This is a genomic window from Nocardia sp. NPDC051911 (assembly GCF_040681035.1).
In the GTDB taxonomy this organism is placed as follows: domain Bacteria; phylum Actinomycetota; class Actinomycetes; order Mycobacteriales; family Mycobacteriaceae; genus Nocardia; species Nocardia sichangensis.
Map to the genome: position 1 here is coordinate 40,112 of NZ_JBFAXY010000026.1, position 23,765 is coordinate 63,876.

The following is a 23,765-nucleotide window of genomic DNA, read 5'->3' on the forward strand; positions in this document are numbered from 1 at the left end:
AGAGGCCGAATCGGCCCGGACGGGGGCGGTGTCGGCCGTTGTCGTCATCGCGGCGTCACCAGTTCAGCCCGAGATCCGCGTAGACCTTGCCGGCCAGCGCGTTCGGATCGGTCTTGCGGTCCAGGTAGCCGGTCTTGGCGAATTTGGCGATGCCGGAAGTGATCTCGCTCTCGAGTCGCGCCGCCGACGGGTTGTACCCGTAGGTCTTCAGGATCGCTTCGATGGTCGGCTGATCCGCCGCCACGTACTTGTTGTCGACTTCGATGGCCGCGGTCTGCGGGATGTTCGCGCCCGCCCATCGGCTGCCCTCGGCCCACGCGGTCACCAGCGCCCGCGCCACGTCCGGGTCCTCGCGCAGCAGCCGCCCGTTGATGGCGGTCGCGCAGCAGTAGAGCTGCCGGTTGGTGCCCTGGGAGTTGTTGGTCAGTTCGCGAGCCTTGCCCTTCAGTGTGGGCAGCAGCCCGTTGGGGTCGCTGGCCGCGATCGCGGCGATGTCCCCGCGCACCAGCGCGTCGGTCAGCTGGTCGGCGGCGAAGACCCGCCAGTCGATGTCCTCGCTCGGGTTGATGCCCGCGTCGAGCAGGTCCAACGAGAAGAACGACATCGCCGAATCGCCGATCGCGCCGACGCCGATCGGCTTGCCCCGCAGCTCGGCGACGGACTTGATCGGGCCTTCGGGTGGCACCACGATGCGCAGGCAGCCCTCGTGCAGCCCGGCGGCGAGTTTGGCGTCGATGCCCTGTTCGATCGGTTTGAGCCAGGAGAAGAAGATGCCCGGCGCCGCGTCGAGTTTGCCCGCGCCCACCGCGTCCTTGATCTCGTCGCCGCCGGTTTTGACGATCTGCACGTTCAATCCGTGCTTCTCGAAGATCTTCTCGTGATGCGCCACGTACAGCGGCGCCTCGCAGACGCCGCCGCCGTAGCCGATCTTCAGGGCGCGGTTCACCCCTCCGGCGCCGGGAGTGCGGCGTGTGGTGAGCCACGCGGCCAGGCCGCCGCCCGCGACCACCGCCGCGGCGATGCCCGCGCCCGCGAACAGCTTGCGCCGCGACAGTGCGGGAGTGTCCGGTTCCGCCGGTGCTGCCAGATCCTCGTCCTCCGGATCTACCTGGGCGGGCGGGTCCGCGGGCGCGGTGAGCGCGTCGTCCGGCTCGCAGCCCTGCTCCGGGGCGTGCTGATCGTCGTTGTCTGCCATGTGCTCGATGCCTTTCCCTGCTGGCCGACGGTTCACCGCGCCCGAGATTCCGGCGGGCAGGGCGCACCGATCAGCCGAAGCGCCGGAGGCTCTCAGGTTGGCAGCAACACCTTCGCGGAGACATATTTCGCGTCAGCGCGATCGAATTCGGCTGCCTTGTCGTCGCAGCGGCGGCGCGGGAAGCACAGGCGGTGGTGTTCGCAATTCGGGTGGGATGCCGTCGATCTCGCGCGTTGTCCCGCTTCGGAGGTCCGGTTCACCGACGCGACCGACCAGTGTCGTCTTGCCCGGCACCGTCGCCGACGGCGGGATCGCGTGGATTGTTCGGCTGGCCGGAGCCGCTTCGGCCGATGGCGTTGCCGCTCGAAAAAGGAAATGCAGCGTGCGAATGTCGATTGCGCACATCGGTCACCGATAGCCCGCCACCGCGTCTTTCTCCGGTCGCGCTCGTCCTGGCAGGCCGGTTTGCCACTGTGCCGGGTGCGCGGGCAATATGTGGAGGCTCGACGGTTGCCGCAATAGCTGTTCGCCGCGAACCGTCCTGCGCCGCGAGGGGGACCCCGGTGTTCCGGGGGTGGAACCGATCTGTTATTTACTGGCTACGATTGTTTTTTCGACTGCACGCGCTCGGTAACCGTGAAGGGATTATCTGTATGGCACGCAAGGTCGTCGTGACACTGGTCGATGACTACGACGGCAAGTCTCAGGCCGAGGAAACCGTGTCTTTCGCCGTGGACGGCGTGGCCTACGAGATGGACTTGTCGACGGAGAATGCCGGTCAGTTACGCGGATTCTTCGAACAATGGGTTCCGTATGCCCGCAAGGTCGGCCGTGCGCGGCGCGGCCGCGGCGGTGTCATGCGGTCGGCGAACGACCGGGAACAAGCCACGGTGATCCGGGAGTGGGCGCGCAAGAACGGCATCGACGTCTCGGCGCGTGGACGTATCTCCGCCGAGGTGGTCGAGGCGTACAAGAAGGCGAACGGGTAGCTCCGGGACAGTTCGTCTCGGTTCGTGGCCGTCCTCGCGTCTGCGGGGACGGCCACGGCATTCTTACCGCGCCGCGCCGCGATAACAGCGCTCGACGGGGGTAAACGATCGGTATGACGGTCACGATAGGCGCTCCGAAGCAGGACCTGCCCCGCCCGCGCGGCGAGCTGTCGGAGGCGGTGGTGAAACTGCTGGGCAGCCGATCAGGTGGTTCGGTGCCGGTGCCGGGCTCGGTGGACCCGTACGGCGAAGACCTGCATCTGGCGCTGCACACCTGCTACGAACTGCACTATCACGGTTTCGCGGCCGTCGACGCGGGATGGGAATGGGACCCGGGTCTGCTTGGGCTGCGCGCCGCGCTGGAACAGCGATTCCTGCGCGCGCTGCGCGAGGACGTGCCCGGTGGCGACGATCTCGACGCGGAGCTGGAACGGTTGCTGGTGACGCCCGCCGACCCGGAGGGGCTGAGCCGTTTCCTGCGCGACGAGAGCGAATGGTGGCAGATGCGCGAATACTTCGTGCACCGTTCGATCTATCACCACAAAGAGGCCGACCCCTACGCCTGGGTGATTCCCCGGCTGCGCGGCCAAGCCAAGGCGTCGCTGGTGGCGGTCGAGTTCGACGAGTTCGGAGGCGGGCGCGGCGAGCGCGTGCACGCGCAGCTGTATGCCGATCTGCTGGCAGGCGCCGGGCTCAACCCGGACTATCTGCACTATCTGGATGTGGTGCCCGCGCCGATGCTCGCGCTGATGAACATGATGTCGCTGTTCGGGCTGCACCGGTCGTGGCGGGGCGCGCTGGTGGGGCATTTCGCCACGGTGGAGATCACCTCGCCGCCGGGCGCGCGGCGCCTGGTGGAGGCGCTGGAACGTTTGGCCGCCGACCCCGCGTGTCTGCTGTTCTACCGCGAGCACGTCGAAGCCGACGCGGTGCACGAGCAGGTCATGCGCACCGGCGTGATCGGCGATCTGCTCCGGCGGGAGCCCGAGCTGACCGAGTCGGTGGTATTCGGTATCCAGGTGACGAACCTGCTCGAGGACCGATTCGCCGATCATGTGCTCGACGCCTGGCGCGCGGGCCGCAGCTCGTTGCGGGAAACCGGCAGCGGGACGGTCAGCGGGGGTGATTGAGTACCGCTGGGCGGGCTATCCGGCGAATGTGATGTTGATTCGACCCCCCGGTGTCTATCCGCCGCAGCTGGACACCTGGCTGCTCGTCCGCGCTCTGTCCGAGGCGGGTGTTCCGAGCGGCGGGCACGCGGTGGACGTGTGTACCGGCACCGGCGCCTTGGCCGTCGCCGCCGCGTACGCGGGAGCCTCGAAGGTGACGGCGGTGGACGTGTCCAGGGCCGCGGTGGTGTCCGCCTGGCTGAACTGCCGGATGCGCGGTATCGAGGCCGAGGTGCTGCGCGGCGATTTCACCGCGGTCCTCGGGGGGCGCAGTTTCGACCTGGTGCTGGCCAACCCGCCGTATGTCCCGGCCCCCGTGGGGGCCCACACGCGCGGCATCGCTCGCGCGTGGAACGCGGGTTCCGGGGGCAGGGCGGTCCTCGACCAGTTGTGCGTGGCGCTGCCCGCCCTGCTGAAACCGCGTGGTGTCGCGTTGATCGTGCATTCGGCGCTGTCGGATCCGGATACGACGCTGGCCCAGCTACGCGAGCGAGAATTGAAGGCCGCTGTCGTGGCCAGGGCGACCGTGCCGTTCGGGCCGGTGCTGCGCCGCCGCGCGCACTGGCTGGAATCGGCCGGGCTGATCGGACCCGGCCAGCGTATGGAAGATCTGGTGGTGATCCGTGCCGACCGAATCCGGCAATGAGCAGTGGCGGCGAGTGACGCTCACCGCCGACGGCCCCGCGTTGATCGAGGGCCCGGTCGAGTTCGTCACCGCGGACGGCCGGACGGTGCGCTCCGACCGGTTCCTGGTGGCCTTGTGCCTGTGTAAGCGCTCGAAGAACTACCCGTTCTGCGACACCAGCCACCGTAAGCATCGCCGTTCGTCGTGACCGCGGGTCACTTCGGCGAACGGTCCGAGCGCAGGTCGCGCACGGTGTCGAGCAGCGCCTCGGCCGCGCAGGCGGTGGTCTGCTCGAGCACGTCCTCCGGTTCCCCGTCGAACTGATGGTGCCATGCGCGCACGTCGTGCTCGGTGGCGATCGCGAACCACACCGAGCCCGGCGGCTGTCCGTCCTGCGGGTCGGGACCGCCCGCGCCCGTGACGGCAACGGCGACAACGGCATTGAGCAGGCTCCGGACACCGGTGGCCATCGCTTCGGCCGCGGGACGTGACACGACCGGCACATCGGGCACCCCGAGAACCGTTCGCTTGACCTCCGAGCTGTAGGCGACGAGGCCGCCGCGAAACCAGGTGGAAGAGTCGGGCGCGGCGCCGAACGTGGCGCACAGCCTGCCCGCGGTGAGCGATTCGGCGACCGCGACGGTGGTTTCCGAGCGCTGCGCCAATTCGGCCAGCTCGTGTGCGTAGTCATCGGCGTGGGGCATCTTCGTCCTTCCTGTGCTGTCCGCGGCTCACCATACGACCCGCCGAGGGTCCGGCCGCGCGGCGGCCGTCGCGGTTTCGGGGGCGCGGCGCCGGGAATGTCGGCAGAGAACCGGCCCCGACGCAAGGAGAAAACGATGACCACCGACGCGATCGTGCTGCTTCGTGACGACCACAAGGCGATCCGAAAACTCTTCCGGGAGTTCGAGAAAGCAGGCGACGACGCCATCCGGACCAAGGCGAACGTGGTGAACAAGATCATTGCGGCGCTCACCGTGCACACCTATCTCGAGAACGAGTGCATGTACCCCGAGGTGCGCAAGCTCGTCCCCGAGCTCGAGGACGACATCCTGGAGTCCTACGAGGAGCACCACGTCGCCGACGTGCTGGTCAGCGAGCTGGCGACGATGAAGCCCGACGACGAGCACTTCACCGCCAAGACCACCGTGCTGATCGAGAACGTCGACCACCATATCGATGAGGAGGAGAACGAGTGGTTCCCGAAGGTGCGGGAACGCCTGGGACGTAAGCAGCTCCAGGAGATCGGGGCGCGGCTGCAAGAGCTCAGGAAGAAGGCGCCGACCTCGCCCGCGCAGCCGTCGGCTTTGAAGAAGGCCGTCGACGCCGTGCTGGCCTGATCCGGTCGGTCGCGCCGACACCCGTGGAGGTGTCGGCGCGACGGGCGTGGAAATCATTCAGCGGGAGGGTACTGCTGGGCGCCGAGCACCCGGGCCAGGTGCGCGGCGTTCCTGGCCAGCGCCGCGGTCGCCGAAGCCACCGCCTTCGGCACCGAGTCGAGGTCCTGATAGTCGGTGCCGCCCATGGCCTGATCGTTCCAGTACGTGCACCCCTGTGCCGGGATGGTGAATCCGATGTCGTTGAGCCCTTGATACAGGTCGGCGACGATCTTGTGCGCGCCGTCCTCGTTGCCGACGACCGCGACCGTGGCCACTTTGCCGACCATGGCGGGACGACCCGCGTCGTCGGTTTCGGACAGTTCGGCATCCAATCGCTCCAGCATCCGCTGCGCCACCGACGACATGTGCCCGACCCAGGTGGGGGTGGCCACCAGCAGGATGTCGGCCGCCGCGATCCGTTCGCGGATGGACGGCCACTGGTCGCCGGGGCCTTCGTCGGCGGTCACTCCGGGTAGCACGTCGTAGTCCACCAGCCGCAGCACCGTGCCCTGCACGTCGTGTTCGGCCAGCTCGTCGAGGACCTGCCGGGCGATGACATCACTGCTGGATTCGGCGGGGGACTTCTTCAGCGTGCACACCAGGGCGAGCGCGGTCGGTCCGGCCATGAAAGAAACCTCCTACGTTTCGGTTCGATCGCGGGCGACGACGCGGATCGTGCGCAGCCGGGAGTCGGCCGCGTCGGGGACGTTCATGCCCGCGTCGAGCCCGGTGCGCAGGTAGTCGACGACGGCGGCGTCGATGCGCTCGCCGGGTATGACCACCGGAATGCCCGGCGGATAGGGCGTGATCTGTTCGCCGGCGATCCGGCCGACGGCGTCGCGCGCGTCCACGGTCTCCACCGGGCCGAAGAACGCGTCGCGCGGCAGCATCACCGAGTCCAGTTGCAGGTCCTCGGGCGAGGGCAGCCGGATGCGTGGCGGCCGCGGATCGCTCAGTTGGTCGCGCCACGCGGCGATGCCGTCGACCAGGACATCGATGGTGTCCTTGTCGTCGGCGAGCGACAGCGTGGCGAGCAACCGGCGGTGATCGGTCAATCCCATGTCGATGCGGCGGTGCTCGCGCAGCCAGTCAGCGGCCTGATAACCGCTGGCCCCGGTACCGGACACGTCCATGAGGACCTGCAACCGGTCGAGGTCGTGGGAGGCTTCGACACCGAGCAGTTCGTCTTCCAGCACCTTGATGCCGGGGATCTCGGCGAGCCGGCGCCTGGCCTGTTCGGCTACGCGCAGCGCGGAACCGAGCAGTTCCTGCCCCCGCTCGACCATCTGCCTGCGCCAGCCGTCGAGCGCGGCGTAGACCAGCACGTTCGGGCTGGTGGTCATCAGCAGGTCCGCGCATTCGCTGAGCCTGATCGTGTCGACCAGATCGCCTTGGACGTGGAAGACCGAGCCCTGCTCGAAACCGGCGCCCATCTTGTGCACGCTGACCACACACAGGTCCGCCCCTGCGTCCATCGCCCAGGTCGGCAGGTCGTCGTGGAACGGCAGATGCGCCCCCCACGCCTCGTCGACGATGAGCGGCTTGCCGCGCTGGTGACAGACCTCGGCGATGCCGGCGATGTCCGCGCAGGTGCCGTAGGGACTCGGGCTCACGATCAACGCGCCCGCGGCGTCGGGGTGTTCCTCCCACGCCTCGGCAACCTGCCGCGGCGAGGGCGGGTGGGCGAAATGCTGCTCGGCGTCCCAGCGCGGGGTGATCCAGTGCGGCTGGACACCGGAGAAGATCAGCCCGGCGACCACGGATTTGTGGCTGTCGCGCGCCACCAGCAGGCCGCCGTCGTGACCGCCCGCCACCGTCATCATGGCCGCCTTCACCGATAGCGAACTGCCGCAGGTGGAGAAGAACGCCGATTCCGCGCGCACCGCGTCGGCCATGAGCGCTTCGGCGCGCGACAGATAGCCACCGCGCGAGAGCCGGTCGTCGAGCCCGGCGACGGCCAGGACATCGGAGCCGAAGGCGTCGCGGCCGATCACATCCAGGACGCGTTCGTCGGTTCCGCGTCCTTGCCGATGCCCAGGAGGCGTGAAGCCGTACCGGCCCAGCCGGTGATAGTCGGCGAGGGCTTCCAGCAGGGGAGCTCGTGAATGGTCCACGGCTACCGCCTACCCCGAATCCGCGGCGGCACACATCCGGCGTACCCGCCGCGCACCGAGCCCGTGGCCTGCGGTGTTGCCCCACGGCAAACCCCGGCGCGGTCGTTTCGGGCACAGGTGTCCGGGTAGGACGGGGACAAGTACCGACCCCGACCGAGGAGCCGCGCGGATGAAGGCAGTGACCTGGCAAGGGCGACACAAAATCGCCGTGGAGACGGTGCCCGATCCTCGGATCGAGGCCCCGACGGACGCGATCATCGAGGTCAGTTCCACCGGCATCTGTGGATCCGACCTACACCTGTACGAGGTGCTCGGCGCCTACATGAGCAACGGCGACGTCCTCGGCCACGAACCCATGGGACGTGTGGTGGAGACCGGTTCGGCCGTCACCGGGCTGGAACGCGGTGACCGCGTGGTCATCCCGTTCCAGATCAGCTGCGGCGCCTGTTACATGTGCCGCACCGGGCTGCCCACCCAGTGCGAGACGACGCAGGTCCGCCGATACGGCTGCGGCGCCGCCCTGTTCGGCTATTCGAAGCTCTACGGGCAGGTGCCCGGCGGCCAAGCCGAGTATCTGCGGGTGCCGCACGCGGACGCCACCCACATCACCGTGCCCGACGGACCGGCCGACGACCGCTTCCTGTACCTGTCGGACGTGCTGCCCACCGCGTGGCAGGCCGTGGAATACGCCGGGGTGCCCGACGGCGGATCGGTGACCGTGCTGGGTCTGGGCCCGATCGGGGACATGGCCTGCCGGGTGGCCGCGCATCGCGGCTATCGCGTCATCGGTGTCGACCGGGTACCCGAGCGGCTGGCGCGGGTGGCCGAGCGCGGCATGGAAGTGATCGACCTCGACGCCGTCGACGAGCCGCTCGGCGACATCATCCGCGGCTGGACCGACGGCCGGGGCACCGACTCGGTGATCGACGCGGTGGGGATGGAAGCCCACGGGTCGCCGATCGCGTCGATGGCCCAGCGCTCGGCGGCGTTCCTGCCCGATTTCGTGGCCCAGAAGGTGATGGACACCGCGGGCGTCGACCGGCTCGCGGCACTGCACTCCGCCATCGACATCGTCCGTCGCGGCGGCACGATCTCGGTGATCGGCGTCTACGGCGGCATGCTCGACCCACTGCCGATGCGGGTGTTGTTCGACAAGCAGATCCAGCTGCGGATGGGCCAGGCGAACGTCAAACGGTGGGTCGACGACATCATGCCGCTGCTGCGCGACGGCGACCCGCTGGGCGTGGACACCTTCGCCACCCACCGCCTCCCACTGACCGATGCGGCGCAGGCCTACGCCACCTTCCAACAGAAGACCGACGGCGCGGTGAAGATCGTGCTCGACCCGACCGCGAACTGACCGGCGGAGCGGGTCCGCACCGGACCCGGCCGCGGTGCCCGCACCGCGGCCGCGGACGGTTTGCTCTGCGCATGCCTGGGTAGCTGCCGTGTATGAGCTTCTTACTACGCGGAGTCGTCTCACCGTGGTGGCTCGAGGCGCCGACCTCCGTTGCGGCGGAGATGGCCCGCGCGAGCGTGGAGAAGGCCGTCGATGTGGGAATGAAGGCGGCGCAGGCGCCGGTGCAGGCGGTGGCAGCGGGCGCACGGGCAGGCGTGTCGCTGCTGAATCTGGGCAGTAACGAGGAGTTGCGCGGCGAGTTGGCCGCGCTGATCGACCCGCACGCGCTGCGCTCCCGGCGCCGGGTGGCGCTCAACGAGGACCGGGTCACCGTGGAGGTGCGCGGCCTGGACTCCGGCAGGAGCGGAGACATCACCGAGGCGCTGCACCGGACGCTGGACCGCCGCCGCGATGTGCGTTGGTGGCGAGTGAACGCGGTGACCGGCCGCGTCGTGGCCGCTCTCGAGCACGGTGCGGCCGACCTGCCCGCCCTGGTGTCGGCCATCGAATCCGTCGAGACCGATACCGCGGTCGGCGATCTGGACTGGAGTCGCGGCTGCGAGCACCCGGGGGACCGGGAACCGCTGCTGGCGGCCGGGATCCAGGTCGCGGGCGACGTGTGCGCGATCGGGTTGTCCGCCATGAGCGCCGTGCTGCCGTTGCGCGGACCCGCCCGTGTGTTGCGCGCCGCCGCCGCCTTCGTCGACACCCAGCCCCGCCTCCGCAAACGGCTCGAGGATCAGCTCGGCCGTCCACGGACCGATCTGGTGCTGACCACGGCGAACGCGATCGGCAACGCCCTGGGCAACAGTGCGGCGGCGGGCACGGCGAATCTGGTGATCGACGCGGTGCACCGCGGTTTCACGCTGACCGAATCGCTCACCCGCTACGTGCAATGGCAGGACTGGGAGGCCGAGATCGACCGCCGCCCAGCGGAAGTGTGCGACCCGCTGACCCCGCCCGACCGTGTGGTCGACATGCCGCAGGGCCCGATCGAACGGGTTGCCGACGAAACGGCCGCGGGTGCGCTGGCGGGCGCGGTCACCTCCGTCCTCGGCGGACGTGGCCTGTTCGGCGCGGCCGACGCACTGGAACTCGGAGCCCCCAAGGCGGCGCGGGCCAGCCGCGAGGCCTACGGCGCGCTGGTCTCCACGATGCTGGGCCGCGCGGGTGTGCTGACGCTGCACCCGCGGGTGTGGCGGCGGCTGGACCGACTGTCGGCGCTGGTCATCGATGGAGAATCGCTGCTGACCACACGGCGTCTGGTCCTCGAGGCCGAAGCGAGCGACCCGAGATGGTCGGTCGCCGAGGTATGGAGCGCGAGCCAGCGGCTGCTGTGGGAGCACGAGACCGGCGAAAGCCGCGACGACGCGCAGCCCGACCACACCGGCCGCTACCTGTCGGCCGGCGGCCACCGCAGACTGGTGCACCCCGCGACCGGAAAACCCGACGACGGTGTGACGCGCCGCCCAGTGTGGCGCGAACTCCACGACAACGGAACACCGGTCGGGCGGGTCCTGGTCGGCCGGGAACTCGACCGGCGGGCATACGCGCTGCTGGGCCGGGCGCGCAGCGCGGGCCTGCGCGTGACGCTCGCCGCGAGCGCCGACGCCGCCGAGTTGCGGTCCATGGCCGACGAATTCGTCTCCCCGTCCACATCGATGAGCGGGCTGGTGCGCGCTCTGCAGCAGGACGGTCACGTCGTCGCCGTGTTGAGTCCCCGCGCGCACAAGGCGCTGGCCCACGCCGACGTCGCGATCGGTCTGGCCGTGCGGGAGGACAACGCGCTGCAGATGCCGTGGACCGCCGACGCGGTCTGCCGCGACCTCGCACAGGCCGACCGCGTCCTCGCCGCCGTCGCTCCGGCCCGTCAGGTGAGCGAACGCGGCCGATCACTGGCCCTGTCCGGCGCGGCGCTGGGCGGTCTGCTGCTCGCGGTCGCCCCGGACAGCGCGGGCCGCTCGTCGCCCATGACCGCCGCCCACTACACCGGTCTGCTCACCGGCGCCTACACCGGATGGCGTTCGGCGCGCACCGCCCCACCGGCCACGCTCGCACCGTTGCTGCCCTGGCACGCCCTCGAACCCCAAGAGGTGCTGAGCCGGTTGCCGCGGCCGCTCGCGGTGCCCGAGCGCGCCCGGCCCGGCGCGGTCGCCCGCATCCCCGGCGTGAGCGTCATCGCGGCGGCGGCGTCGTTCGCCGGTCAGTTGCGCCGGGAACTCGCCGATCCGCTCACCCCGATCCTCGGCGTCGGCGCGGTCGCCACCGCGGTGCTCGGCGCGCCGTCGGACGCGGTGCTGCTGTCGTCGGTGCTCGGCGTCAACGCGCTGGTCTCCGCCTGGCAGCGCCAGCGCGCGGAGAACGCGCTGTTCCGCCTGTTCGAAGGCGAGCAGCTCAGCGCCCGCGTGATCGACCGCGCCGACCTCGACACCGCCGAACCGCGCGAGCACCTGGTGCCCGCCGACCTCCTCGAACTCGGCGACGTGATCGTGCTGCGAGCCGGGGAAGTGGTCCCCGCCGATGCCCGGCTGCTGCGCGCGGACGATCTGGAAATGGACGAATCCGGCCTCACCGGCGAATCGATCACCGTCGAGAAACAGGTCGCGGCGACCCCGGGCCGGGCGCTGGCCGAGCGCGCCTGCATGGTCTTCGAAGGCAGCACCGTGGTCAACGGCACCGGGCGAGCGATCGTCGTGGCCGTCGGTCACGACACCCAGGCCGGCCGCGCCGCCGCCGGTGCCATCCCGCCGGAAAAGGCCGGTGTGCAGGCGCAATTGCGCCGCCTGACCGACCGGGCCCTGCCGTTGACGCTCAGCGGCGGCGGCATCGTGACCGGACTGGGCATGCTGCGCGGCAGGCCGCTGCGCACCGCGATCGCCGACGGCGTGGCGGTCGCGGTCGCCGCGGTCCCCGAAGGACTGCCGCTGGTGGCCACGGTCGCTCAGCTCGCCGCCGCCCGCAGGCTGTCGCGACACGGCGTGCTGGTGCGCGCCAGCCGCACCGTCGAGGCACTGGGCCGGGTGGACACCCTGTGCTTCGACAAGACCGGCACCCTCACCGAGGGGCGGCTGCGCCTGACCACACTCGCCGATCTCGACGAGCAGTGGCCCGCCGATGCCGACTGCGAGCACGCGCACCGCCTGCTGCGGGCCGCGACCCGCGCCTGCCCCGATCCCGCCGAGGGCCCGATCGTGCACGCCACCGACCGCGCGGTGGTCGAGGCCGCGGCCGAGGCGCTCGGCGACGACCCCCGCCGCTGGGACGCGATCGAGGAGATCCCGTTCGAATCCAACCGCGGCTACGCCGCCACCCTCGGCCACACCTCCCGCAAACTGCGGCTGATCGTGAAGGGCGCCCCCGAGGTGGTGCTCTCGCGCTGCACCGGCGTGCGGATCGACGAGACCGACCATCCCTTCGACGGCCGCCTGCGTGAACGCGCCGAACAGGTGGTTCGCGATCTGGCCGAGCAGGGCTTGCGGGTGCTGGTGGTGGCCCGGCGCGACCTGCCGACCGAACCCGACGACGTCGAGGCGGCGGTCGCCGAACTGAGTCTGCTCGGCTTCATCGGCCTCGCCGACGCCCCGCGCCCGCAGACGGTGCCGCTGGTCACCGCGTTGCAGCGCAACGGAATCAGCGTCCGCATGATCACCGGCGACCACCCGGTGACCGCGGCGGCGGTGGCCCGCCAGCTCGGCATCGAGGCGGGGGAGGTGGTGACCGGCGCGGATCTCGACCGTCTGGACGAGACGGCGCGTGCGGAACTGATCGAACAGAGCACGGTGTTCGCTCGCGTCAGCCCGGAACACAAGGTGCGCATCGTGGCGGCGCTGCGCCGCGCGGGACACGTGGTCGGGATGACCGGCGACGGCAGCAACGACGCCGCCGCGATCCGCACCGCCGACGTCGGAATCGGTTTGGCCGCACAGGGTTCGGTCGCCGCCCGCAACGCCGCCGACATGGTGCTCACCCATCCCGACCCCCTGGTGCTGCTGCACGCCCTCGTCGAAGGCCGCGGCATGTGGCAGCGGGTCACCGACGCCGTTGGCGTGCTGGTCGGCGGCAACGCAGGCGAGGTCGCCTTCACGCTGTACGGCACCGCCGTCAGCGGCCAGGCGCCGCTGGGCACCCGGCAGTTCCTGCTGGTGAACATGCTCACCGACATGTTCCCCGCCATGGCGCTGGCGCTGTCGCGGGAACGGGACGCGGTCGATCCCGACGACACCGACGACCCGCAGGCCCAAGCGCAGCGCGCGGCGGAGCGGCTGGCCGAACTGCCGCCCGCGCGCCTGGGCCCCGACCTGCTGCACACGCTCGGCGTGCGCGGCGTGGCCACGGCCACCAGCGCCTCGGTCGCCTGGACCCTCGGCCGGATGACCGGCACGCAGCGCCGCGCCGCCACCATCGGCCTGGTCGCGCTCATCGGCACACAGCTGGGTCAGACGCTGGTCTCCGGTTACCGCAGCCCGTTGGTGTGGCTCACCACGGCCGCCAGCGGTGCGGTGCTCGGCGCGGTGGTGATGACACCGGGACTGTGCGGCTACTTCGGTTGCCGCCCGCTGGATCCGGTCGGCTGGGGGATCGCGACCACCTGCGCGACGACCGCCACCGTCGCCGCGGTGCTGGTTCCGCGGCTGCTGCCCCCACCGGAATCGGAGTAGCAGCGGCGCGCTGATTGGCGTCCGTCCGCCCGGGTACCCGCCGGGCGACGGGCCTCGCCACGGGCACATGATCCCCGGTCCGCGCGGCGACCCGGCGGCCGGTCGCCCAGGGCACGAAAACCTGAGCCCACGAACGCATTCCACGACAACAGAAACGAGTGTTGCGATGACCGACCAGGATGTCGTCGACCTGCTCACCGCCCAGCACGAGGAGATCCGCACGCTGCTGGCGCGACTGAAGTCGGGTAACGACGGGAAACAGGACTTGTTCACCGAGTTGGTGCGGTTGCTGGCCGTGCACGAGAGCGCCGAGGAGGAGGTCGTGCATCCGGTCGCCGGACGGGCCCGGTTCGGCGCCGACGCCGACATCGTGCAACCGCGGCTGGAGGAGGAGAACGCGGCCAAACGCGCGCTGGCCGACCTCTACGACCTCGGGGTGGACCATCCCGAATTCGATGCCCGGCTCGCCGAATTCGCCGACGCGGTGGACGAGCACGCCGCGCACGAGGAGGCCGAGGAATTCGCTCTGCTGCGCGCCCAGTTCTCCAGCAGCCAGCTCCAGCGGATGGCCGGATCGCTGCGGGCCGCCGAGGCCGTGGCGCCCACCCGGCCGCACCCGCACGCGGGGGAGTCCGCGCTCGCGAACCTGGCGGCGGGCCCGCCGCTGGCGCTGTTCGACCGGGCCCGCGACGCGGTGCGCGACTGGCGCCGCCAGCACGACAGCTGAACCACCCACAGCCCCGAAACGCCAGAAGGAGGACCGACATGGGGTTTCCCGAGCAGCAGCAGAAAGTCCCCGGTATCCAGGCCAAGATGACTCCGGTGCCGGATTGCGGTGAGGACAGCTACCGCGGTTCCGGCAAACTGACCGGCAAGGCCGCAGTCGTCACCGGCGCCGACAGCGGCATCGGGCGGGCGGTGGCGATCGCCTACGCGCGTGAAGGCGCGGACGTATTGATCTCCTACCTCGACGAGGACGAGGACGCGAAGGAAGTCGCCGATCTGGTGACGCAGGCCGGACGCAAAGCCGTGCTCGTGCCCGGCGACCTGTCCGAAGCCGCCCACTGCCGCGCCGTCATCGACCGGGCAGTGCGGGAATTCGGCAAGATCGACGTCCTGGTGAGCAACGCGGCGTTCCAGATGACGCACGAGACCCTGGAAGAGATCAGCGACGAGGAGTTCGAGCACACCGTCAAGCTGAACATCAACGCCTACTTCTACCTGGTGAAGGCGGCGCTGCCGCACATGCCGCCGGGGTCGTCGATCATCGGCAGCTCTTCGGTGAATTCCGACATGCCCTCGCCCACCCTGGCTCCGTACGCGGCGACCAAAGCCGCCATCGCGAACTTCTCCGCCAGCCTCGCGCAGTTACTGGGTGAGCGCGGGATCCGGGTCAACAGCGTTGCGCCGGGACCGATCTGGACTCCGTTGATCCCGTCCACCATGCCGGTGGAGAAGGTCACCCACTTCGGGGACGACACCCCGCTGGGCCGCGCCGGTCAACCGGCCGAACTGGCGCCCACCTATGTCATGCTGGCCTCCGACGACGGCAGCTATGTCTCGGGCGCTCGGATCGCCGTCACCGGCGGCAGGCCGATCCTGTGACCCTCGGCGCGCGATAGCCCCACGGTCGGCCGATCTCCCGGATCGGCCGACCGCCGGTGGCGGCGGGTCACAGCATCGTCACCACGAGCCCGACCGCGACGGCGACGAACAGCAGGATCACCAGCGCCCCGATGAGCATCGCCAGCACGCCGGTGACCGGGAAGTGGTGTCGGGTGCTCGGCTCCGGCGCGGACAGACCGGACGTCTGCGGGGTGTCCGGTGGTGTGGCGCCGGGCGACACCCCGCCGCCGGGTTCCAGGTCGGGAGTTTTCGCGGGGTCGGGGTCCATCGCGTTCATAGCCGCTCCCTACTCGCCGTCGTTTCCGGGTGCCTCGGGTGCGTCGGGCCGTTTGCCGGACCTCTTGCGATACAGGATCACCGCGCCGACCAGCACCGCGAGTCCGAGAATCACCAACAGTTCCATGGCAGGGGCCTACCCGGTATCGGCGTGCCCAATCGAGAGGGGCTGCCGGTCACCTGCCGATGATCACGTAGTGACCGGCGGTCTCCTGGAACTCGACGGCGTCGGCGATCACCGCGTCGTCGAGCGCGGGGCTGCCGTCCGCGACGACGAGCAGCTTGTCGTCATCGTCGTAGAACCGGTGGATGATCCCCACACAGCGTCCGCGGGCGAAGACCAGAGGTTCGGACGGTCCGAGGAAATACCCGTCGAGTTCTTGTCCGTCGGGGGCGCGGGTGAGCGGAACGTATCCGTAGTTGACGAGATAGCGGAATCCGCATCGCGGATGGTGGCTGCCGTACGGGCGGTCGATGACCAGATCCACTGTGCGGCCGAGGAATAGACGCGCCAACCGCAGCGATTCGGAGTCCTCGAGTTTCACCGGATCGGTCACCCGCCCCAGGCTACGGCAGATCGATCATGCCGTGGCGCGCGAGCCACGACGGAGCATCACACCGGGCGGCGGCAGGCCGGTCGATCGGGCGCTCCGCTTCGCCCTTCCCGCCCGGCCGCGACACCTGTACGCTATGACCGACCGGTCGGTCATAGCGTGTTCAGTGAAGGAGTAGCAGGTGCGAACCTTGCTTCGATTTGCCGCATCGACGGCCACCGCCGCGGTGTGCCTCCTGGGAGCCGCGCCCGTCGCCGGGGCGCAGGAGCCCGCGAGCGTTCCCTACAGCTATCTGGCGGGGTTGGCCGCGCAGCTGGCGGCGCCGGGGGCGCCCCCGCCGGGAGCCAACGATTGGACCTGTCACCCGGGTGCCGCACATCCGAATCCCGTGGTGTTGCTGCACGGCCTGGGCAACGAGACGGTGAGCTGGCAGACCCTGTCGCCGTTGCTGGCGGCCGCCGGTTACTGCGTGTACACCACCACCTACGGCACCGGTGCGTTCGGTCCGGCGCTGGGCGCGGTGGCGCCGGTCCCCGAGAGCGCCCGCCAGATCGGAGCGTTCATCGACCGCGTCCTCGCCGCCACCGGCGCGGCGAAGGTCGATGTCGTGGGGCATTCGATGGGCGGTGCGGTGCCGTTCTACTACTTCCACCACCTCGGCGGCGCCGGAAAGGTCGCACGCCACATCGGGCTGGGCGCTCCTTATCACGGGTCGACGCTCAGCGGCGCCGACACCGCGGCGAAGCCCCTGCGGGATCTGCCGGGCACCGCGGACGCCATCGCCGACTGCGGCCCCTGCCAGATGTCGCCGGACTCGCCGTTTCTGCGGGAGTTGAAAGCGGACGCCCGGCTGGTGCCCGATGTGCAGTTCGTCAGCATCGTCAGCCGCTACGACGAGATCGCCACGCCCTACACCACCGGCATGCTCGACGGGCCGAACGCCCGCAACATCGTGCTGCAGGACCTGTGCGCCACCGACTACTCCGAACACTACGGGCTCACCTCCGATCCGGTCGCGGTGCGCGAAGTGCTCGACGCGCTGGATCCCGAGCACGCCCGGTCGGTGGAATGCCCGGTGGTCGCGCCGATCGTCGGACCGCTCACCTCGGTGGCCGGGTCGTGAGGTCGGCCGAGCCCGGCCGCAAGGCACTGCTGCACGCGGGCCGCACCCTGCTGGGGGAGGCGGATCTGGCCAAACTGTCGGTGAACGCGATCGTCGCGCAGGCGAACATGGCCAAAGGCAGCTTCTATCAGCACTGGTCCAGCCGCGGAGACTACATCCGAGCGCTGCACCACGCTTTCCACGAGGACTTGTTCGCCCAGGTGCTGGACACCGTCTCCGGCACGCCGCCGGGTATCGAGCGGCTGACCGCGGGTATGCACGCCTACCTCGACGGCTGCCTGGCCCAGCCGGCGACGAAGGCGCTGCTGATCCAGGCGCGCTCCGAAGCGGGCCTCGGTGAGCAGGTCGCGGCGCGCAATCGGCAAGCCGCGCTGGTCATCACGGACGATCTCGCCGCCGCCGGGTGGGCGGACCCGGAACCGGTCGCGACGCTGATCGTGGCCGCGATCGCCGATATCGCGCTCGCGGAGCTGACCGCCTCGCGGACCCGCCCGGACCTGCGTGCGGCCTTGGTACGCCTGGCCACCGGACACCGCCGCAACGGGGTAGCCGAACGGTAGCCGAGGCATTGCTTGTGGGCGTGGGCTGGAGGAAGGTGAGTATGTCCGGTGGCGCCACCGGGGCGCCGCCATGAGCATTCGGGAGGTGGCCCGTGTACGCACGTTCCAGCACAATCGCGGCCCAGCCGTCATCGATGGACGACGGGATCGCATACCTCCGCGATGAAGTGATGTCGAATCTGCCGGAGCTGCAGGGGTGGGTCGGCATGTCGTTGCTGGTGAACCGGTCGACGGGACGTTGCATCGCTACGACCTCGTGGGAATCGCAGGAGGCATTGCATGCCAGCAGAGGACGGGCCCAGCAACTGCGCGACGGCCTGGCCCGCCGACTCGGCGGCGAGGTGGAGCGCGTCGAGGAATGGGACATCGCGGCGATGCACCGCGACCATCCCGCCGGCGACGCCGCCTGCGCCAGGTGCAGTTGGGTGCAGGTCGACCCGGGGCAGGTCGAGCGCCTGATCGACACGTTCCGGATGGAAGTGCTGCCGCAGATCGAGACGCTCGACGGATTCTGCAGCGCCAGCCTGTTCGTCGACCGGGACAGCGGCCGAGGGGTGGGCGCGATGGTGTGGGCGACTCGCGAGGCGATGGACGCCACCCGCGAGCACAGCACTCGGATCAGGAGCGCGGCGACTCAGCGGGTCGGCGCCAACGTGCTCGAGGTCGGGGAGTTCGAGCTGGCGTTCGCGCATCTGCGCGTCCCCGAAATGGCCTGACAGCGCCCGAGTTCCGGCCGGAGCACACGCTTCCGGCCGGACATTCGTGTTCCCGCGCGGGCACGGCGACCGGAACGGCCGGGACGCCGCAGGTATCGGCGGCCCTTACCAGAGAGGTAATGGCCGCGACGGCCGGCCGTTCGTAGGATCGGGGCGTGACTACCCCAACGGCAGGTGACCTGCTGCGACATTGGCGCCTGGAACGCAGGCTCAGCCAGCTGGAGCTGGCCGGACGGGCCGACACCTCGGCGCGGCACCTGAGCTTCATCGAAACCGGGCGCGCCACCCCGAGCCGCACCATGATCGTGCACCTGTCGGAGCATCTGGAGATCCCGTTGCGCGAACGCAACCGCGTCCTGCTGGCCGCGGGCTACGCGCCCGCCTACGCGCAGCCCGGTCTGGACACTCCGGCCATGAACGCCGTCCGCGGCGCCATGCGCCAGATCCTCGCGGGCCACGAGCCCTACCCCGCGCTGGCCATCGACCAGAACTGGACGATGATCGACGCCAACAGCGGCGTGGCCGTGCTCATCGCGGACATCGATCCGGCACTGACGAAACCGCCGGTGAACGCGCTGCGGCTGAGCCTGCACCCCGACGGCATGGCCGGCCGCATCCGCAACCTCGCCGAATGGCGTGGCCACATCCTCGCCCGTCTGACGCGCCAAGTAGAGGTCACCGGCGCCAGAGACCTGGCCGACCTGCTCGAGGAGCTGCGGTCCTACCCCGGTGGCGAAGTGGAGCTCACCGTGCCCGAACCCGACCAGGCGGTGGTGCCGCTGCGGATCGAGCACGACGGCAACGAGTTGTCCTTCCTCAGCGTCACGACGGTGTTCGGCACCCCGATGAACGTCACCGTCGCCGAACTGGCCATCGAGTCGTTCTTCCCCGCCGACGAGGACACCATGAAACGGCTCACCGCGGGCGCCCGGTGAGCCGCGCGGCCCAGCTGTCGGCCCTGCTGGACGCGCCCGTCCGCGCCGTCACCGATCTCGGCGCCCGCCACGCGTGGACGCTGCACCGCGCCGAAACAGCCGACGGCAGAACCGTTTTCGTGAAGGCTTCGGCCGAGCCGACATCCGTCTTCGCGGCCGAAGCTGCGGGCCTGTCCTGGCTGCGCGCCACCGCGCCCGACCCGGCCGGGGCCTTGCTGCCGCAGGTCCTGGCCGCCGACGACCGGACCCTGGTGCTGCCCTGGCTGGAGGAGACCGGACCCACCCCAGCGGCCGCCGAGCGATTCGGCCGTGAACTGGCCGCGTTGCACGCCGCCCGCGCCGAGCAGTTCGGGGCCCCGTGGGAAGGCTGGATCGCGAGCCTGCCACTGCCCAACACCCCGACCGACGGCCCGTGGTCGCGGTGGTACGCCGAGCAGCGCCTCGCGCCCTACCTCGCTCGGGCGTCGGCGGCGCTCGGCGCCGACGGCACCCGCCTGATCGAACGCGTCATCGATCGCATCGATGAGCTGGCCGGCCCCGCCGAACCACCGGTCCGCATCCACGGCGATCTCTGGTCGGGCAACATCGTGTGGACGCGGGAACGGGCGATGCTCGTCGACCCCGCCGCGCACGCGGGCCACCGCGAGACCGATCTGGCCATGCTCGCCCTCTTCGGCGCTCCGCACCTGGACCGTATCCGCGCCGCCTACCACGAAACCCACCCGCTGGCCGACGGATGGCGCACCCGCACGCCGCTGCACCAGCTGCATCCGCTGCTGGTGCACGTCGCGCTGTTCGGCGCGGGCTACCGAGCGCGGACCCTCGCCGCGGCCGCCGCCGCGCTAGGGTCCTGACCCGCACCCGGCGTCACCCGTCGACCCGGGCGATGACCTTCTCCGCGAAGCGGGACAGGTTGGCGATCTTGGTCTCCAGCGGCTCGGTGTCCTGTTCGGTGGTGTAGGGGAGCCGGAAGCCGACGATCACATCGGTGACCCCTTTGTCCTCGAGACGTTTGATCCCGTCGACAGTGAAACCGTCCAGCGAGATGACGTGCACCTCGAAGTCCTTGCGGGTGCCGTACTCCGCGCGCAACGTGTCCAATTCGCCCAGCAGCCGGTCCAATTCGGCGCCGTCGCCACCGGCGTGCATCCACCCGTCGCCGCGCTGCGCGGCCCGGCGCAACGCGGGCCTGCTGTGGCCGCCGATCAGGATCGGTACCGGTTCGGTCGGCACCGGGCTGATCTTGATCGGCGGAATGTCGTAGAACTGCCCGTGGTATTCGAAGTACCCGCCTGCCGAAAGTCCGCGCACGATGTCGATGCATTCGTCCATCCGCGCGCCGCGCTTGTCGAACGGCACCCCCATGATCTCGAAATCGTCCGGCCACGGGCTGATGCCGACACCGAGCCCGAACCGGTTGCCGCTCAGCGCGGCCACCGACGCGGCCTGCTTGGCCACCAGCACGGGCGGGCGAATCGGCAGCTTCAGCACGAACGGCGTGAACCGCAGCGTGGTGGTCACCGCCGCCATCGCCGCGCTGAGCACGAATGCCTCGACGAACGGCTTGTCCTCGAGAAACTCCCGGTTCCCGTCGGGGGTGTAGGGATATTTCGCGTCGGACTCCTTCGGGTACGCCACGCTGTCGGCGACCGCCATGGAGGTGTAGCCCGCCTCCTCGGCGGCCTTGGCCAGAGCGAGGTAATACGACGGGTCGGTCATCGTCTCGGCGTAGGTGAAACGCATGGTGCCTGCCTTCCTGGCGCGTCGAGCGCGCCGCGCGGGTCCCGGGCGGTTGCCGAGACGTGAGGGGAACTGCCGCAGGCGCGACCGTGGCGCCGCGACGGCATCGCGGACTGCCGTGGGTCGCCGCCTACTGCCATGGGTTGGTGAATCCTTCCGGAATCAAATGGTCGAACAGCGCTCGCATCTGCGGTGACAACCGCAGCAGTTCGATGTGCGAGCCGATCGGCCCGCCCTCGAGATAGGCGAACTCCATCCCGACGCCATCGAACCGGCCGCGCGCGGTGATCTCGATACCGGCCGCGGCGGCCTCGGCGAGCGCGGCGTCGTAGTCCTCGGGCACCCACGCGGCGTGATGCAGTCCGGGGCCGACCCGATCGAGATGCTCGGCGTACAGGCTCACCCCGCCACGCGGCTCGATCAGCTCCAACTGCTGGCCACCCGCATAACCGAGCGCCACACCGATCGTGTAATCGGCCGGCGCCCCGCGCAATTCGGCCGCATCGGGCCCGAAGTGGACCTCCGGAATGGTGAACCATTCACCGACTCCGTACCGGGTGGTGAACGTCTCACGAGCCGAAGCCAGATCACCCACCACCCAGCACAATTGGAAGATCGGGCCGCCTGTGATCATCGGCGGCCTCCGAGACGGCTCAGCAGACCCGGACACCACCGGTGTGCGATGTAGGGCCGGTTCTTCCGCATGCCACGCAGGATGTGCCGCGCGGCCCGTTCGGAGCCGGTCATCCCGATCGGCGTCCGGCGCAACGGTTCGCGATAGGAGTACCCGGGCAGGTCGATCCCGGAATCGACGATGTCGGTCGCGACCCCGCCGGGCACGGCCACGCTCACGCGGACACCGGCGGCGGCCGCTTCCACGCGCAGCGCGGTGCTGAGCCCGACCACCGCGTGCTCGGTCATCGCGTACGCGGCCGACGGCGCCACCGGCGTCAATCCGGCCGGCGACGCCACGTTGACGATGTGGCCGGAGCCCTGCGCGCGCATCAGTGGAGCCCCAGCTCGGCCACGGCGCCGTGCACCAAGCGGCGCATCTGGTCGTCGTCGGAGACGTCGACGACCTGGGTGTGGATCGCGGTATCGGCGGCCGGCCCGACCAGCCCGGCGGCGTCGATGTCGGCGGCGACCACCGCGACGCCCCGCGCGGCCAACAGGCGGCACAGCGCGGCGCCGAGGCCGGACGCGGCACCGGTGACCACCGCCACATTATCCACGCCGTTTAATTAATCATCTGTGTTTAACATCGTCAATACTCGTGTTTAGTAGAGTGCGTGCATGCCGAGCGACGAATCGCGCACCGCCTTGCTCGACGCCGGAGAACGCCTCATCGCCGAACGCGGCCTCGACGTGCCGCTGCGCGACATCGCCGCCGCCGCGGGCCAGCGCAACAACTCCGCCGTGCACTACTACTTCGATTCGCGCACCGGACTGATCGAGGCCATCGTCGAGCGCCGGATGAACTGGCTCGAACAGCGGCGCATGCAGCTGCTGGCCGCCCACGAGGCCGACGGCCGCACCAACGACGTGCACACCCTCGTCGCCATGCTCGCGACCCCGATCCTCGAACTGCTCGGCCACGACCGGGTGACCCATCTGGGCCGGTTCCTGGAAGCGGTACGCACCCATCCCGTCGTGGCGGACGCGCACCGTCTCGCCGACGCCGACCGCGCCGCCGTCCGCATCATCGCCACCCGCCTCGACGCCGCGCTGACCGCCCTGCCGCGGCGGCTGCGCAGGCAACGCCTGGAAACCATGGCCACCGTCATGTTCGCGTTGATCGCCGACTACGAACGCACCCTGGAAGCAGGGGTGCGCACCGCCCACCCCGGGGACGCCGCGGAGATCGTGGACATGATCGTCGCCATGCTCACCGTGCCCGTCCCCGAGCGCACGGCCACCGCGCCGGGGCACTGACAACGGCACCCCTCAACCCAGCACCGGCCGTGTACCCGGGGCGACGACCAGCTGCCGACGCACTTGCGGCCCCGCGGTATCGGGGAACCGTCGGTGCAGCCGGTCGATATAGCGGCGCACCACGCACAATTCGCTGTACAGCGCGTGCCGCGCGGCGGGATCGTGGCGGTAAGTGGATTCGATGTCCCGCGCCAACGTCCGGGCCTGCCGGGCCAGCAACTCCAAGAAGACCCGAGCCTGGGCGAGGTCGGCGTCGTATTCCATTCGGTAGGCCGATCTGTCGTTCGATTCCTGTATCGGTCGCCCAGCGCTCCCCGTGCCGCGGTCCTCGGCCGATCGGAGCAGAACATGATGCTAACCGAGCCTCAGCCCCTCGGTCGCCGAAACGGAACCGTTCGACCGCTATCGCCTGGCGATCACGTCCGCACTCGTCGACCGAACGCCATCGGCGGGGATGCGCCGTGCCGGACTCGGTCGGATACCGCTCGCGCGTATGGTGATCGTATGGGCGTCATCGGGGAGCTGTTTCCTGGCAAGAAGCTGAACCATGAGGGCAGCGAGGACAGCGACGGGCAGACCCATACACCGCGGTTCGACATCGATCTCGACACCGGAGTGGTACGGGTGCCGCGCGCGGACCGGACACCCGCCGAGGACCACGGCGACGGGCGAGAACAGGCCTAGGATCGGCCCCGGTGTACGAAGCCATGCCACATCACCTCTGTGGCACCGCCCCGCAAATTCCGCTCGGACAGAAAACATCTCGCTGATCGCA

The 23,765-nt window shown here is 70.1% G+C and carries 26 protein-coding genes and 1 pseudogene; 16 read left to right on the forward strand and 11 right to left on the reverse strand.

What is annotated here, in order from left to right; genetic code table 11:
• Positions 1-55 precede the first annotated feature (55 nt).
• Positions 56-1,195 carry an ABC transporter substrate-binding protein gene (locus tag AB0L97_RS27540; RefSeq protein WP_364434931.1) on the reverse strand — a complete coding sequence of 380 codons (1,140 nt, stop codon included), beginning with the start codon at positions 1,193-1,195 and terminating at the stop codon, positions 56-58.
• Between the two features lie 653 nt (positions 1,196-1,848).
• Here AB0L97_RS27540 and AB0L97_RS27545 point away from each other — a divergent pair.
• The 4 genes from AB0L97_RS27545 to AB0L97_RS27560 all read left to right on the forward strand — a co-directional run bounded on the left by AB0L97_RS27545 (position 1,849) and on the right by AB0L97_RS27560 (position 4,186).
• Positions 1,849-2,184 carry an Lsr2 family protein gene (locus AB0L97_RS27545; RefSeq protein WP_355080564.1) on the forward strand — a complete coding sequence of 112 codons (336 nt, stop codon included), beginning with the start codon at positions 1,849-1,851 and terminating at the stop codon, positions 2,182-2,184.
• Between the two features lie 113 nt (positions 2,185-2,297).
• Positions 2,298-3,314: an iron-containing redox enzyme family protein gene (locus tag AB0L97_RS27550; RefSeq protein WP_364434935.1), complete on the forward strand. Its 1,017-nt coding sequence runs from the start codon at positions 2,298-2,300 to the stop codon at positions 3,312-3,314.
• 31 nt (positions 3,315-3,345) lie between these two features.
• Entirely contained in the window at positions 3,346-3,999 is a 654-nt protein-coding gene (locus tag AB0L97_RS27555) for a HemK2/MTQ2 family protein methyltransferase (protein WP_364434938.1), read from the forward strand.
• The gene (locus tag AB0L97_RS27560; RefSeq protein ID WP_355080570.1) at positions 3,977-4,186 is read left to right on the forward strand and encodes a CDGSH iron-sulfur domain-containing protein; all 210 of its coding nucleotides are present in this window, start codon (positions 3,977-3,979) and stop codon (positions 4,184-4,186) included. The genes AB0L97_RS27555 and AB0L97_RS27560 overlap by 23 nt, the downstream gene beginning before the upstream one ends.
• Before the next feature lie 7 nt (positions 4,187-4,193).
• On the opposite strand, the gene AB0L97_RS27565 is transcribed toward AB0L97_RS27560, so the two are convergent.
• On the reverse strand, positions 4,194-4,682 hold the full coding sequence (locus AB0L97_RS27565; protein WP_355080571.1) for a CinA family protein: 489 nt from the start codon (positions 4,680-4,682) through the stop codon (positions 4,194-4,196).
• Between the two features lie 135 nt (positions 4,683-4,817).
• Between AB0L97_RS27565 and AB0L97_RS27570 the strand changes: the two genes are divergently transcribed.
• Positions 4,818-5,318, forward strand: coding sequence for a hemerythrin domain-containing protein (locus AB0L97_RS27570; protein ID WP_364434943.1), 501 nt, complete (start codon positions 4,818-4,820; stop codon positions 5,316-5,318).
• A 53-nt stretch (positions 5,319-5,371) separates the two neighbouring features.
• On the opposite strand, the gene AB0L97_RS27575 is transcribed toward AB0L97_RS27570, so the two are convergent.
• Both AB0L97_RS27575 and AB0L97_RS27580 read right to left on the reverse strand, forming a co-directional pair.
• The gene (locus AB0L97_RS27575; protein ID WP_355078052.1) at positions 5,372-5,983 is read right to left on the reverse strand and encodes an NAD(P)H-dependent oxidoreductase; all 612 of its coding nucleotides are present in this window, start codon (positions 5,981-5,983) and stop codon (positions 5,372-5,374) included.
• A gap of 12 nt (positions 5,984-5,995) precedes the next feature.
• Positions 5,996-7,471 carry an ornithine decarboxylase gene (locus AB0L97_RS27580; RefSeq protein ID WP_364434947.1) on the reverse strand — a complete coding sequence of 492 codons (1,476 nt, stop codon included), beginning with the start codon at positions 7,469-7,471 and terminating at the stop codon, positions 5,996-5,998.
• Between the two features lie 169 nt (positions 7,472-7,640).
• On the opposite strand from AB0L97_RS27580, the gene AB0L97_RS27585 reads away from it, so the two are divergent.
• The 4 genes from AB0L97_RS27585 (at position 7,641) to AB0L97_RS27600 (ending at position 15,133) form a co-directional block, all read left to right on the forward strand.
• Positions 7,641-8,831, forward strand: coding sequence for an alcohol dehydrogenase catalytic domain-containing protein (locus tag AB0L97_RS27585; RefSeq protein WP_364434950.1), 1,191 nt, complete (start codon positions 7,641-7,643; stop codon positions 8,829-8,831).
• Between the two features lie 92 nt (positions 8,832-8,923).
• Complete coding sequence (locus tag AB0L97_RS27590; protein WP_364434953.1) at positions 8,924-13,528, forward strand: cation-translocating P-type ATPase; 4,605 nt, start codon at positions 8,924-8,926, stop codon at positions 13,526-13,528.
• 166 nt (positions 13,529-13,694) lie between these two features.
• Positions 13,695-14,255 carry a hemerythrin domain-containing protein gene (locus AB0L97_RS27595; protein ID WP_355078048.1) on the forward strand — a complete coding sequence of 187 codons (561 nt, stop codon included), beginning with the start codon at positions 13,695-13,697 and terminating at the stop codon, positions 14,253-14,255.
• 38 nt (positions 14,256-14,293) lie between these two features.
• Positions 14,294-15,133: an SDR family oxidoreductase gene (locus tag AB0L97_RS27600; RefSeq protein ID WP_355078047.1), complete on the forward strand. Its 840-nt coding sequence runs from the start codon at positions 14,294-14,296 to the stop codon at positions 15,131-15,133.
• A gap of 67 nt (positions 15,134-15,200) precedes the next feature.
• Here the strand turns inward: AB0L97_RS27600 and AB0L97_RS27605 are convergent, their stop codons facing one another.
• The 3 genes from AB0L97_RS27605 to AB0L97_RS27615 are packed head-to-tail and all read right to left on the reverse strand — an operon-like array spanning position 15,201 to position 15,987.
• Positions 15,201-15,431, reverse strand: a complete 231-nt coding sequence (locus tag AB0L97_RS27605) for a DUF6480 family protein (protein WP_355078046.1) — start codon at positions 15,429-15,431, stop codon at positions 15,201-15,203.
• Between the two features lie 9 nt (positions 15,432-15,440).
• Positions 15,441-15,557 (reverse strand): LPXTG cell wall anchor domain-containing protein, encoded by a 117-nt coding sequence (locus AB0L97_RS27610; protein WP_355078045.1) that lies wholly within the window; start codon positions 15,555-15,557, stop codon positions 15,441-15,443.
• Between the two features lie 49 nt (positions 15,558-15,606).
• Complete coding sequence (locus AB0L97_RS27615; RefSeq protein WP_364434960.1) at positions 15,607-15,987, reverse strand: inorganic diphosphatase; 381 nt, start codon at positions 15,985-15,987, stop codon at positions 15,607-15,609.
• A gap of 178 nt (positions 15,988-16,165) precedes the next feature.
• Here AB0L97_RS27615 and AB0L97_RS27620 point away from each other — a divergent pair, with 178 nt between their 5' ends.
• The 5 genes from AB0L97_RS27620 (at position 16,166) to AB0L97_RS27640 (ending at position 20,172) form a co-directional block, all read left to right on the forward strand.
• The gene (locus AB0L97_RS27620; protein ID WP_364434963.1) at positions 16,166-17,107 is read left to right on the forward strand and encodes an alpha/beta fold hydrolase; all 942 of its coding nucleotides are present in this window, start codon (positions 16,166-16,168) and stop codon (positions 17,105-17,107) included.
• Positions 17,104-17,667 (forward strand): helix-turn-helix domain-containing protein, encoded by a 564-nt coding sequence (locus tag AB0L97_RS27625; RefSeq protein ID WP_364434966.1) that lies wholly within the window; start codon positions 17,104-17,106, stop codon positions 17,665-17,667. The genes AB0L97_RS27620 and AB0L97_RS27625 overlap by 4 nt, the downstream gene beginning before the upstream one ends.
• A gap of 92 nt (positions 17,668-17,759) precedes the next feature.
• Positions 17,760-18,383, forward strand: coding sequence for a hypothetical protein (locus tag AB0L97_RS27630; protein ID WP_364434969.1), 624 nt, complete (start codon positions 17,760-17,762; stop codon positions 18,381-18,383).
• 155 nt (positions 18,384-18,538) lie between these two features.
• Positions 18,539-19,318, forward strand: coding sequence for a helix-turn-helix transcriptional regulator (locus AB0L97_RS27635; RefSeq protein ID WP_355078040.1), 780 nt, complete (start codon positions 18,539-18,541; stop codon positions 19,316-19,318).
• A complete protein-coding gene (locus AB0L97_RS27640; protein WP_364434973.1) occupies positions 19,315-20,172 on the forward strand; it encodes a fructosamine kinase family protein in 858 nt (285 codons plus the stop codon). Before AB0L97_RS27635 ends, AB0L97_RS27640 begins: the two co-directional genes overlap by 4 nt.
• A 13-nt stretch (positions 20,173-20,185) precedes the next feature.
• Here the strand turns inward: AB0L97_RS27640 and AB0L97_RS27645 are convergent, their stop codons facing one another.
• The 3 genes and pseudogenes from AB0L97_RS27645 to AB0L97_RS27655 all read right to left on the reverse strand — a co-directional run bounded on the left by AB0L97_RS27645 (position 20,186) and on the right by AB0L97_RS27655 (position 22,290).
• Positions 20,186-21,061, reverse strand: a complete 876-nt coding sequence (locus AB0L97_RS27645; RefSeq protein WP_355078038.1) for a TIGR03619 family F420-dependent LLM class oxidoreductase — start codon at positions 21,059-21,061, stop codon at positions 20,186-20,188.
• 127 nt (positions 21,062-21,188) lie between these two features.
• Positions 21,189-21,692 carry a VOC family protein gene (locus AB0L97_RS27650; RefSeq protein WP_364434976.1) on the reverse strand — a complete coding sequence of 168 codons (504 nt, stop codon included), beginning with the start codon at positions 21,690-21,692 and terminating at the stop codon, positions 21,189-21,191.
• A pseudogene (locus tag AB0L97_RS27655) lies at positions 21,689-22,290 on the reverse strand (SDR family NAD(P)-dependent oxidoreductase). The gene AB0L97_RS27650 and the pseudogene AB0L97_RS27655 overlap by 4 nt, the downstream one beginning before the upstream one ends.
• A 61-nt stretch (positions 22,291-22,351) precedes the next feature.
• Between AB0L97_RS27655 and AB0L97_RS27660 the strand changes: the two are divergent.
• On the forward strand, positions 22,352-22,990 hold the full coding sequence (locus tag AB0L97_RS27660; protein WP_364434978.1) for a TetR family transcriptional regulator: 639 nt from the start codon (positions 22,352-22,354) through the stop codon (positions 22,988-22,990).
• 12 nt (positions 22,991-23,002) lie between these two features.
• On the opposite strand, the gene AB0L97_RS27665 is transcribed toward AB0L97_RS27660, so the two are convergent.
• Positions 23,003-23,254, reverse strand: a complete 252-nt coding sequence (locus AB0L97_RS27665) for a hypothetical protein (RefSeq protein ID WP_364434981.1) — start codon at positions 23,252-23,254, stop codon at positions 23,003-23,005.
• Between the two features lie 240 nt (positions 23,255-23,494).
• Between AB0L97_RS27665 and AB0L97_RS27670 the strand changes: the two genes are divergently transcribed.
• On the forward strand, positions 23,495-23,674 hold the full coding sequence (locus AB0L97_RS27670) for a hypothetical protein (protein ID WP_355078034.1): 180 nt from the start codon (positions 23,495-23,497) through the stop codon (positions 23,672-23,674).
• Positions 23,675-23,765: the final 91 nt, after the last annotated feature.

Bases quoted from the DNA above. Each gene is read 5' to 3' on its own strand.
- AB0L97_RS27540 (WP_364434931.1), bottom strand. From the start codon at position 1,195: ATGGCAGACAACGACGATCAGCACGCCCCGGAGCAGGGCTGCGAGCCG.
- AB0L97_RS27545 (WP_355080564.1), top strand. From the start codon at position 1,849: ATGGCACGCAAGGTCGTCGTGACACTGGTCGATGACTACGACGGCAAG.
- AB0L97_RS27550 (WP_364434935.1), top strand. From the start codon at position 2,298: ATGACGGTCACGATAGGCGCTCCGAAGCAGGACCTGCCCCGCCCGCGC.
- AB0L97_RS27555 (WP_364434938.1), top strand. From the start codon at position 3,346: ATGTTGATTCGACCCCCCGGTGTCTATCCGCCGCAGCTGGACACCTGG.
- AB0L97_RS27565 (WP_355080571.1), bottom strand. From the start codon at position 4,682: ATGCCCCACGCCGATGACTACGCACACGAGCTGGCCGAATTGGCGCAG.
- AB0L97_RS27570 (WP_364434943.1), top strand. From the start codon at position 4,818: ATGACCACCGACGCGATCGTGCTGCTTCGTGACGACCACAAGGCGATC.
- AB0L97_RS27575 (WP_355078052.1), bottom strand. From the start codon at position 5,983: ATGGCCGGACCGACCGCGCTCGCCCTGGTGTGCACGCTGAAGAAGTCC.
- AB0L97_RS27585 (WP_364434950.1), top strand. From the start codon at position 7,641: ATGAAGGCAGTGACCTGGCAAGGGCGACACAAAATCGCCGTGGAGACG.
- AB0L97_RS27590 (WP_364434953.1), top strand. From the start codon at position 8,924: ATGAGCTTCTTACTACGCGGAGTCGTCTCACCGTGGTGGCTCGAGGCG.
- AB0L97_RS27595 (WP_355078048.1), top strand. From the start codon at position 13,695: ATGACCGACCAGGATGTCGTCGACCTGCTCACCGCCCAGCACGAGGAG.
- AB0L97_RS27600 (WP_355078047.1), top strand. From the start codon at position 14,294: ATGGGGTTTCCCGAGCAGCAGCAGAAAGTCCCCGGTATCCAGGCCAAG.
- AB0L97_RS27605 (WP_355078046.1), bottom strand. From the start codon at position 15,431: ATGAACGCGATGGACCCCGACCCCGCGAAAACTCCCGACCTGGAACCC.
- AB0L97_RS27610 (WP_355078045.1), bottom strand. From the start codon at position 15,557: ATGGAACTGTTGGTGATTCTCGGACTCGCGGTGCTGGTCGGCGCGGTG.
- AB0L97_RS27645 (WP_355078038.1), bottom strand. From the start codon at position 21,061: ATGCGTTTCACCTACGCCGAGACGATGACCGACCCGTCGTATTACCTC.
- AB0L97_RS27650 (WP_364434976.1), bottom strand. From the start codon at position 21,692: ATGATCACAGGCGGCCCGATCTTCCAATTGTGCTGGGTGGTGGGTGAT.
- AB0L97_RS27660 (WP_364434978.1), top strand. From the start codon at position 22,352: ATGCCGAGCGACGAATCGCGCACCGCCTTGCTCGACGCCGGAGAACGC.
- AB0L97_RS27665 (WP_364434981.1), bottom strand. From the start codon at position 23,254: ATGGAATACGACGCCGACCTCGCCCAGGCTCGGGTCTTCTTGGAGTTG.
- AB0L97_RS27670 (WP_355078034.1), top strand. From the start codon at position 23,495: ATGGGCGTCATCGGGGAGCTGTTTCCTGGCAAGAAGCTGAACCATGAG.